This window comes from Streptomyces mexicanus (genome assembly GCF_902506575.1).
Lineage (GTDB): Bacteria > Actinomycetota > Actinomycetes > Streptomycetales > Streptomycetaceae > Streptomyces > Streptomyces mexicanus.
Genome location: NZ_LR732544.1, coordinates 482,345 through 492,256 on the forward strand (window position 1 = coordinate 482,345; position 9,912 = coordinate 492,256).

Annotated in this window: 7 protein-coding genes; 2 read left to right on the forward strand and 5 right to left on the reverse strand. The window is 73.9% G+C overall.

The genetic code is table 11. The annotated features are described in order from the left end of the window. Positions 1-195: 195 nt before the first annotated feature. From GV126_RS02265 to GV126_RS02270, 3 genes are all read right to left on the reverse strand, one after another. A complete protein-coding gene (locus tag GV126_RS02265; RefSeq protein WP_236569843.1) occupies positions 196-549 on the reverse strand; it encodes an ATP-binding protein in 354 nt (117 codons plus the stop codon). 338 nt (positions 550-887) lie between these two features. Then, the gene (locus tag GV126_RS35615; RefSeq protein ID WP_185948396.1) at positions 888-1,043 is read right to left on the reverse strand and encodes a DUF6131 family protein; all 156 of its coding nucleotides are present in this window, start codon (positions 1,041-1,043) and stop codon (positions 888-890) included. A gap of 158 nt (positions 1,044-1,201) precedes the next feature. Continuing rightward, positions 1,202-2,002 carry a polysaccharide deacetylase family protein gene (locus GV126_RS02270; RefSeq protein ID WP_159662200.1) on the reverse strand — a complete coding sequence of 267 codons (801 nt, stop codon included), beginning with the start codon at positions 2,000-2,002 and terminating at the stop codon, positions 1,202-1,204. Positions 2,003-2,412: 410 nt separating this feature from the next. Between GV126_RS02270 and GV126_RS02275 the strand changes: the two genes are divergently transcribed. Beyond that, complete coding sequence (locus GV126_RS02275; RefSeq protein WP_159662202.1) at positions 2,413-5,787, forward strand: pyruvate carboxylase; 3,375 nt, start codon at positions 2,413-2,415, stop codon at positions 5,785-5,787. Positions 5,788-5,886: 99 nt separating this feature from the next. On the opposite strand, the gene GV126_RS02280 is transcribed toward GV126_RS02275, so the two are convergent. Further along, positions 5,887-7,158: an amidohydrolase gene (locus tag GV126_RS02280; RefSeq protein WP_159662204.1), complete on the reverse strand. Its 1,272-nt coding sequence runs from the start codon at positions 7,156-7,158 to the stop codon at positions 5,887-5,889. Between the two features lie 312 nt (positions 7,159-7,470). Between GV126_RS02280 and GV126_RS02285 the strand changes: the two genes are divergently transcribed. After that, positions 7,471-8,298 (forward strand): alpha/beta fold hydrolase, encoded by an 828-nt coding sequence (locus tag GV126_RS02285; RefSeq protein WP_159662206.1) that lies wholly within the window; start codon positions 7,471-7,473, stop codon positions 8,296-8,298. A 189-nt stretch (positions 8,299-8,487) separates the two neighbouring features. Here the strand turns inward: GV126_RS02285 and GV126_RS02290 are convergent. Next, positions 8,488-9,912 (reverse strand): amino acid permease (locus GV126_RS02290; protein WP_159662208.1); only part of this gene is annotated, 1,425 nt, incomplete at its 5' end.

A 9,912-nucleotide genomic window follows, 5' to 3' on the forward strand; every position in this document is an offset into this window, starting at 1 on the left:
GGAGCCGGTGGACGGAGTACCGCGAAGCCAGCAGGGGATCCGGTGGGCGGAGGTGCCGCGAGGCCGGCGGGGGATCCGGTGGAGGAAGGGTCGCGGGATCCGTGACCGGGGTCGGTTCCGCGGCGAGTGGCCGGGCGACCGGGCGGGCGAGCGGCCCGCCACCAGGCGCGGCCGGCGGCGGGCGCGGCCGGCGGGTCAGCGCTCCCCGGATGCGGTCGGCAGCAGCAGGCGTGCCGTGACCTGCTTGCCCTGGTCGCGCTCTGTCACCGTCACGGCCTGGCTGAGGGCCCCGACGATCTCCAGTCCGTGGCCGCCGACCCGCCGGCCGTCCGGCGGGCGGCGCGTCGGCGGCACGGGGGAGGTGTCCCACACGCTGATCAGCACCTGCCCGTTGTCCGGCTGGACCTCCAGGTCCAGCCCGCACACGCCCGGGGCGTGCCGCACGACGTTCGTGATCAACTCGCTGACGACCAGCTGCGCGTCCTGCGCCAGGCGGTCGGGTACGCGGACGCGACCGGTGGCCCGGACCCGGTCCAGAAAACGGCCCACGGCTGCACGGGCATCGGCGGCGCTGATCGCGCCACTGTGCCAACGGGTGTCCCAGCGCAGCGCGGCTCGCGTGTCTCCGTTCCGGTCCGGCCCATCCGACGCCTTCTGCCTAAGCGGGACGGCCATGTGGTTGCCTCAATGTGTCACAGTGCGTTACTTCTCTTCTGTTTCTGCGGTTACCCAGCCCGGCGCGGAGTAGACACGCCGGTCCGCCGTGGTGCCCTGGGGACCACGTGTACCACAAGGCGACGGGCCCCCACGCCGTCAGGTGTGCGGGGGCCCGTCGCCGTCGGTCGTTCCGGTGCCGCCTCAGGGGCGCCGGCCGGCGCTGGGGCCGGTCACCAGTAGTGGCGATGGCCGGCCACCGCGTGTCCCATGGCACCCAGCAGCCACAGGACGGCGCCGATCACCGCGAGGATGATGCCGATGGTCCAGAGGATGGAGATGCCGGTGACGAAACCGACGACGAGAAGGATGACACCGAGGAGGATCATGACCGCCTCCGATTGGGGGTAGTGCTCCCTCCACTGTGCATCACATCGGGCGATATTGACCCATATCGGTTACAAGGAAACGAAAAGCTATCGCTTACGGGCAAGCAGAGAGGGCGGCGCGCCCCCCGGGGAACCGTCAGCGCGCCCTCGGGGAACCGTCAGCGCACCGCCGGGAATCCGAACGAGTACCCCTGCTGCTTCAGCCAGGGCAGCACCTGGCGCAGTGCGGCGACGGTCTGGGAGCGGTCACCGCCCGCGTCGTGGAAGAGGATCGTCGGACCGTTGGAGATCTCCTGCTGCACGGTGGCGACGATGGCCGCCGTGCCGGGGCGCTCGAAGTCCTTGGAGTCGACGTTCCAGCCCAGCGGCCGCATGCCGTGGGACGCGGCCAGCGCGCGGCTGTAGGGGGTGAAGGCGCCGCCCGGCGCCCGGTAGTAGACCGGCCGCACGCCGCCGGACGCCTCGGTGATCATCCGTTCGGCGTCGGTGATCTGCTGCGACTGGTACGACTGCGCCTTGTGGTCCATGCCCGTGTCGTGCGACACGCTGTGGTCGCACAGCCGGTGTCCGGCCGCGACGACCGCCTTGACCAGGTCCGGGTGCGCCTGCGCCTGGGGGCCCACCATGCAGAAGGTGGCCTTGACGCCGTTGTCCCGCAGCACCTGCAGCACCTGCGGGGTCCAGACCGGGTCCGGTCCGTCGTCGATGGTGATGTTGACGCCCCGGGGGCCGCGGTCCGAAGCGTGCACGATGCTCTGCGGCACCCCGGCGCGCGCCGAGCCCTGCGCGCCGGCGGCCGGCGTGGCGGGGCGCGCGGTCACCCCCGGCCGCGCGTGCCGCTCGCCGGCCGGATCCGCCTGCGCCGTCCACACCGAGGTCGCGGCGGCCACCGCCGTCACCCCGAGCGCCGCCGCGAGCACCCGGCCGTGCCAACCCCGTCCGCCCCCATGCCGCACCATGTCCGCCCCGCTCCTCGCCGTGTGTGTGGATCCTGTGCACTGATCAGGACGGCAGAACAGCCGCCGGGGATCCGCCTGTTACAGATCACGGACATTCCAGGAGGCGATCCGGGACACGGCGGCACGGCTCGCCGGGGCGTCACCGGGACGAGTGGCCGGTTCACCTGGCCACGAGCGGTCCGGACGCAGCCGGGCGAGTGGCCCGGACGCAATCGGGCGAGTGGCCCCGACGCACCGGGTGAGCGGCCAGGGTGAGAGGGGGCGGACGGTCCGACGCAAAGGCGTGGCGGCCCGGGTGCGGCGGGGCGAGCGGGCCGGACGCGGCGGGACGAGTGGCCCGGTTCACATGGCGTCGCGGGGGTGACGCCGACACCATGGTCTGCGTCACCGGCAGGCCGAAGGGATCCAGGATGTTCCGCAAGGTACTGGTCGCCAACCGCGGCGAGATCGCGATTCGCGCGTTCCGCGCCGGCTATGAACTGGGCGCGCGCACCGTCGCCGTCTTCCCCTACGAGGACCGCAACTCGCTGCACCGGCTCAAGGCCGACGAGGCCTACGAGATCGGCGAGCCGGGACATCCGGTGCGGGCCTACCTCTGTGTGGACGAGATCGTCCGGGCCGCGCGGCGGGCCGGCGCGGACGCCGTCTACCCCGGCTACGGCTTCCTGTCGGAGAACCCGGAGCTGGCGCGTGCCTGCGCCCGGGCCGGCATCACGTTCGTCGGCCCGGACGCCGCCATCCTGGAGCTGACGGGCAACAAGGCCCGCGCGGTGGCGGCCGCCCGGGCGGCCGGCGTGCCGGTGCTGGGCTCCTCGGCGCCGTCCACGGACGTCGACGAACTGGTGCGGGCCGCCGAGGACATCGGCTTCCCGGTGTTCGTCAAGGCGGTGGCCGGGGGCGGCGGCCGCGGCATGCGGCGGGTGGAGGACCCCGCCCAGCTGCGCGAGTCGATCGAGGCGGCCTCGCGGGAGGCGGCCTCCGCGTTCGGGGATCCCACCGTCTTCCTGGAGAAGGCCGTGGTCGAGCCGCGCCACATCGAGGTGCAGATCCTCGCCGACGGGCACGGTGAGGTCATCCACCTGTTCGAACGCGACTGTTCGCTCCAGCGCCGCCACCAGAAGGTCATCGAGATGGCGCCCGCGCCGAACCTCGACCCGGCGCTGCGGGAGCGGATCTGCGCGGACGCGGTCCGTTTCGCCCGCGAGATCGGCTACCGCAACGCCGGCACCGTGGAGTTCCTGCTCGACCGGGACGGCAACCACGTCTTCATCGAGATGAACCCGCGCATCCAGGTCGAGCACACGGTGACCGAGGAGGTCACCGACGTCGACCTGGTGCAGGCCCAGCTGCGCATCGCCGCCGGGGAGTCCCTGGCCGACCTCGGGCTGTCCCAGGACACGGTGCGGCTGCGCGGCGCCGCCCTGCAGTGCCGTATCACCACCGAGGACCCGGCCAACGGCTTCCGCCCGGACACCGGCCGGATCAGCGCCTACCGCTCCCCGGGCGGCTCCGGCATCCGCCTGGACGGCGGAACCACCCACGCGGGCACGGAGATCAGCGCCCATTTCGACTCCATGCTGGTCAAACTCACCTGCCGCGGACGGGACTTCAAGACCGCGATCGGCCGGGCCCGGCGGGCCGTCGCCGAGTTCCGCATCCGCGGGGTCGCCACCAACATCCCGTTCCTCCAGGCCGTCCTCGACGACCCGGACTTCCAGGCCGGACGGGTGACGACGTCGTTCATCGAGCAGCGCCCGCACCTGCTGACCGCCCGCTCCTCCGCCGACCGCGGCACCAAGCTGCTCACCTATCTCGCCGACGTCACGGTGAACAAGCCGCACGGCGAGCGCCCCGAGGCCGCCGACCCGGTCACCAAGCTGCCCCCGCTGCCCGCCGGCGAGACCCCCGCCGGCTCCCGCCAGCGCCTGGTCGAGCTGGGCCCCGAGGGATTCGCCCGCGACCTGCGCGCCGCGTCCGCCCTGGCGGTCACCGACACGACCTTCCGCGACGCCCACCAGTCGCTGCTGGCCACCCGGGTGCGCACCAAGGACCTGCTGGCCGTGGCCCCGGTCGTGGCCCGCACCCTGCCGGGGCTGCTGTCCCTGGAGTGCTGGGGCGGCGCGACCTACGACGTCGCCCTGCGCTTCCTGGCCGAGGATCCCTGGGAGCGGCTGGCCGCGCTGCGCGAGGCGGTGCCCAACATCTGCCTGCAGATGCTGCTGCGCGGCCGCAACACCGTCGGCTACACGCCCTACCCGACCGAGGTCACCGACGCCTTCGTGCAGGAGGCCGCGGCCACCGGCATCGACATCTTCCGCATCTTCGATGCGCTCAACGACGTCGACCAGATGCGTCCGGCCATCGACGCCGTCCGCGCCACCGGAACCGCGATCGCCGAGGTCGCCCTGTGCTACACCGGCGACCTGTCCGACCCCGCCGAACGCCTCTACACCCTGGACTACTACCTGCGCCTGGCCGAGCGGATCGTCGCCGCCGGCGCTCACGTCCTGGCCGTCAAGGACATGGCGGGCCTGCTGCGCGCGCCCGCCGCGGCCACCCTGGTCTCCGCGCTGCGCCGCGAGTTCGACCTCCCCGTCCACCTGCACACCCACGACACCGCGGGCGGCCAGCTCGCCACCTACCTGGCCGCGATCCAGGCCGGTGTGGACGCGGTGGACGGCGCGGTCGCCTCCATGGCGGGGACGACCTCGCAGCCGTCGCTGTCGGCGCTCGTCGCCGCCACCGACCACTCCGAGCGGCCCACCGGCCTGGACCTGAAGGCGGTCGGGGACCTGGAACCGTACTGGGAGAGCGTGCGCCGCATCTACGCCCCCTTCGAGGCGGGCCTGGCCTCGCCCACCGGCCGCGTCTACCACCACGAGATTCCCGGCGGCCAGCTGTCCAACCTGCGCACCCAGGCCGTCGCCCTCGGCCTCGGCGACCGGTTCGAGGACATCGAGGCGATGTACGCCGCCGCCGACCGCATCCTGGGCCGCCTGGTCAAGGTGACCCCCTCGTCCAAGGTCGTCGGCGACCTCGCGCTGCACCTGGTGGGCGCCGGGGTGGACCCCGCGGAGTTCGAGGAGAACCCCGACCGGTTCGACATCCCCGACTCCGTCATCGGCTTCCTGCGCGGCGAACTGGGCACCCCGCCCGGTGGCTGGCCCGAGCCGTTCCGCACCAGGGCGCTGAAGGGCCGCGCCGCAGCCAAGCCGGTGCGGGAGCTGAGCGACGAGGACCGCCGGGGACTGGAGAAGTCCCGCCGCGCCACCTTGAACCGGCTGCTCTTCCCCGGCCCCACGCGGGAGTTCGAGAACCACCGGCAGACCTTCGGCGACACCGGCGTGCTGGACAGCAAGTCGTTCTTCTACGGGCTGCGCCCCGCCAAGGAGTACGCCGTCGACCTGGAGCCGGGCGTACGGCTGCTGATCGAGCTGCAGGCCGTCGGCGAGGCCGACGAGCGCGGCATGCGCACCGTGATGGCCACCCTGAACGGCCAACTCCGCCCGATCCAGGTGCGCGACCGGGCCGCCGCGAGCGACGTCCCCGTGACGGAGAAGGCGGATCGCACCGACCCCGGGCACGTGGCGGCGCCCTTCGCGGGCGTGGTGACGCTCGCCGTCGCCGAGGGCGACGAGGTGGCGGCCGGGGCGACCGTGGCCACCATCGAGGCGATGAAGAGGGAGGCCGCCAGCACCGCCCCCAGGGCCGGCCGCGTGACCCGCCTCGCCATCAACCGCATCCAGCAGGTGGAGGGCGGGGCCCTGCTCGTCGAGGCGTCCTGAATCGGCGCGGGGTCGCCGGGACACGGGTCGCCGGGCGGGGCCGAGGCCCGGCAGGGTCGGGGAGCCGCACGGCAGGTCGGCGCGGCCCCCGCCCTTCCCTCAGCGGTCGGTGCCCTCCGCCGGGGCCAGCCAGGCGCGGGCCGCGCTCGTCAGGGCGGTGACGCCCGTGCGGAGGGTCGGCTCGACCACGGGGGCGAAGTGCGGGGAGTGGTTGGAGGGTTGGCTGCGCACCGCCTTCTCCAGGTCCTCGAACGTACGGGCCGAGGCGAAGGCCGTCGGGTCGGCGCCGCCCAGCAGCCAGTAGACACAGGGCGCGCCGGCGGCGTCCGCCAGCACGCCGACGTCCTCGCTGCCGGTGGCCGGACCGGGATCGACCAGGTGCGCGGCGCCCAGCGCGTCGGTGAGGGCCCGCTGTGTCCGCTCGCAGGCCGCGGGGTCGTTGACCACCGCGGGGAACGACTCGGTGCGGGTGATCTCCGGCTCCCGGGGTGCGCCGGAGGCGGCCGCCTCGCCGCGGACGATCCGCTCCACGGCCCGCAGCACCGCCTCGCGCACCGCCGGCTCGAAGGTCCGCACGCTCAGCAGCATCTCGGCCCGGTCGGGGATGACGTTGGGCTTGGTCCCGGCGTGCAGCGCGCCCACGGTCAGCACGGCGGTGGAGGTGCCGGCCACCTCCCGGGCGACGACCCCCTGCAGGCGCTGCACCGTCGCGGCGGCCATGAGGACCGGATCCACGCAGGTCTCCGGGCGGGACCCGTGGCCGCCGCGGCCGTGCAGGACGACGCGCAGCGAGGCGGACGCGGCGAACGCCGGCCCTGCGTGCAGCCCCACGAATCCGGCCGGCAGCGGCGCCACGTGCTGCCCGAGCACCACCTCCGGCCGGCCGAACCGCTCGTACAGCCCGTCGTCGATCATGGCCCGGGCGCCTCCGCCCAGTTCCTCCGCGGGCTGGAAGATCACCAGCAGGGTGCCTCGCCACGCGGTGCGGTGGGCGGCCAGTTCGGCCGCCGCGCCCAGCAGGCAGGTGACGTGCATGTCGTGGCCGCAGGCGTGCATCACCGGTACCTCGCGGCCCTCGCCGTCGCTCGCCCGCGCCGTGCTGGCGTACGGCAGGCCGGTCTGCTCCCGCACCGGCAGGGCGTCCATGTCGGCGCGCACCGCCACCGTGGGCCCCTCGCCGTTGCGCAGCACGCCGACGACGCCTGTGCGGCCGACGCCGGTGGCGGTCTCGTATCCCGCCGCGCGCAGCCGCTCGGCGACGATGCCGGCGGTGCGGTGTTCGGCGAAGCCGAGTTCGGGGTGGGCGTGCAGATCGCGGTACACCTCCGCCAGGCCGGCGAGGTCGGCGTGCGGGGACGGGCTGCTGGGCATCGTGCCACCTTCCGGTACGGGGATCCGGCGGTGCCGCCGGGGGCGTGCCACCCGGGCTCAAACATAGCCAGCCGGTGATCTTGCGGGCGCGCGGGGCCCGGCGCCGTCCACACGAGTGTCCGACCGCGCGGGGCGGTGCCCGGATTGCGGGAAGCGGCGGGGCGGAGAGGATGGACGAGGGGCACGGCCGTGGAGCGACGTGCTCGTTCCCCGTCGTCTTTCCGTCCCCTCGTTCCCCGTTCCCTTCCCCGCCCGCTGCCGCACTGCCGCGCCGGACGGGCGCCCTCCCCGGCTCGACGAAAGGTGACGAGCATGCCTGTGTGCACCACCCGTGACGGTGTGGAGATCTTCTACAAGGACTGGGGCCGCGGACGGCCGGTCGTGTTCATCCACGGCTGGCCCCTCAACGGCGACGCCTGGCAGGACCAGCTCAAGGCCGTGGCGGACGCCGGTTACCGGGCCATCGCCCACGACCGGCGCGGGCACGGCCGCTCCACGCCCGTCTGGGACGGCTACGACTTCGACACCTTTGCCGACGATCTCGCCGACCTGCTCGACCACCTCGACCTGCGGGACGTCACCCTGGTGGCGCACTCCATGGGCGGCGGCGAACTCGCCCGGTACATCGGCCGCCACGGCACCGGACGCGTCCGCTCGGCCGTGCTCCTCTCCGCCATCACCCCGGTGATGCTGCAGGGCCCGGACAACCCCGAGGGAGTGCCGCAGAGCGTCTTCGACGACATCAAGGCGGGCATCCTGAAGGAGCGCTCGCAGTTCTGGAAGGACACCGCCGAGGGCTTCTTCTCCGCCGACCGCCCCGGCAGCAAGGTCACCCAGGGCAACAAGGACGCCTTCTGGTACATGGCGATGCAGGAGACCATCCAGGGCGGTGTCGCCTGCGTGGACGCCTTCGCCGCCACGCCCTTCCACGAGGACCTGAAGAAGTTCGACGTGCCCACGCTGATCGTGCACGGCGACGACGACCGGGTCGTGCCCGTCGACGCCACGGCCCGCAAGGCCGCGCAGCTGATCTCCGGTGCCGAGCTGAAGGTGTACGAGGGCGGCAGCCACGGCATCGCCATGGTCGACGGCGACAAGCAGCGGTTCGACCGGGACCTGCTGGAGTTCCTCGGCCGCTGAGGAGCCGCCGGACCCCGGGCCGGGCGGCGGTGCGGGCGGCCGCACGGGACGGCGGCCGCCCGCACTCAGGGCAGGATCCGCAGGGCGGTGAAGCGGGGCCACGGCCGCTCCGGGTCCGCCGCGACGTACGTGCCGCCCCGCCGCATCATTCCGCCTCGGGGGGCGTCGCCGCCGGTGACGCCCCGGGCTTCACCCGCTCGTCCCAGCCGCGCTCCGCTGCCGGGCCGCCATCACGGCGTACACGAGGACACCCGCGAACAGGAACAGCACACCCTGGTACACCGCCGCGTAGCCGGCGCCCGCGACCAGCCACAGGGAGAACCCGGCGGCGATCGCCGCGACGACGGCGTCGCGGGCCAGCCGTCGCCGGTCCACGCGCTCACGGCGCCCGGCGACCAGGTGGAAGATCTGCGCGGCGGTGGCCAGCAGATACGGCACGGTCGCGGTGAAGGTGGTGACCAGCACCAGCACCTGGAAGACCTTGCCCGAGCCGGAGGCGTAGTTGTAGACGGTCAGCAGCGAGGCCAGGACGACGGTGACGGCGACGCCCACGGTGGGAACGCCGCGCCGGCGGCGGGCGAAGGCCGCCGGGAACAGGCCGTCCTGGGCCGCGGCGTAGGGGGTCTGGGCGCTGAGCAGTGTCCAGCCGTTGAGGCAGCCGGTCATGGACACCAGCGCGGCCAGCGCGACGGCCCAGCCGCCCCAGCTGCCGCCGAACATGGCGTTCACGGCGTCGGAGAAGGGCGCGGCCGACTTCACCAGCCGGTCGTGGGCGACCGTGCCGAACACCGACAGGGTGCCCAGCAGGTAGACCAGGGCCGCGCCGGCGGCACCGATCACGGTGGCGCGGCCGACGTTGCGGCGCGGGTTCTTCACCTCGCCGGCGCTGACCGCGGCGGACTCCACCCCCAGGTAGGAGAAGAGCAGGATGGCGGCGGAGGCGGACACCGCGCCGACCGCGCTGCCGCCGCCGGGGTGGAACGGGCCCAGGTTGTGCGGGTCGAAGAAGAACAGCCCGCCGACCGCGACCAGCAGCAGCGGCACGAACTTCAGCACCGTGGAGACCACCTGCACGGCGCCCACGTACCGGGTGCCGGCGAAGTTGGCGAGGGCGGGCAGCCATTGCAGGACGAGCGCGGCCAGGCACGCCGTCCACCGGTGATGGTTCACCGGGACCAGGACGTCCAGGTAGCCGACGGCGGCGACGGCGAGCGCGGCGTTGGACACCCAGGTGGTGATCCAGTACGCCCAGGCGGCGAGGAAGCCGGCGAAGTCGCCGAAGGCCTCACGGGCGTACACGTAGGGGCCGCCGGTGCGCGGGTCGCGCTCGGCGAGCCGGCCGAACACCAGGGCAAGGGCGATGGCGCCGACGGTCAGCACGCCGAAGGCGAGCAGGCTGACGGTGCCGTAGGGGGCGACGGAGGCCGGGAGCAGGAAGATGCCGCCACCGATGATGTTGCCCATGACCAGCGCGGTCGCCACGGGCAGCCCGAAGCGGCGGGCGTGCCGGCCGCTGTCGGGGCCGGTCGGGGCGGCGTGGCCGGGGGTCTCGGCGGGGGAGCAGGCCGCGGAATTCTCCTGCGGGGCCGGAGCCGACGGGGGGACGGTTCCGGG

Coding starts and splice junctions, on each gene's coding strand:
- GV126_RS02275 (WP_159662202.1), top strand. CDS start 2,413: ATGTTCCGCAAGGTACTGGTCGCCAACCGCGGCGAGATCGCGATTCGC.
- GV126_RS35615 (WP_185948396.1), bottom strand. CDS start 1,043: ATGATCCTCCTCGGTGTCATCCTTCTCGTCGTCGGTTTCGTCACCGGC.
- GV126_RS02280 (WP_159662204.1), bottom strand. CDS start 7,158: ATGCCCAGCAGCCCGTCCCCGCACGCCGACCTCGCCGGCCTGGCGGAG.
- GV126_RS02285 (WP_159662206.1), top strand. CDS start 7,471: ATGCCTGTGTGCACCACCCGTGACGGTGTGGAGATCTTCTACAAGGAC.
- GV126_RS02270 (WP_159662200.1), bottom strand. CDS start 2,002: ATGGTGCGGCATGGGGGCGGACGGGGTTGGCACGGCCGGGTGCTCGCG.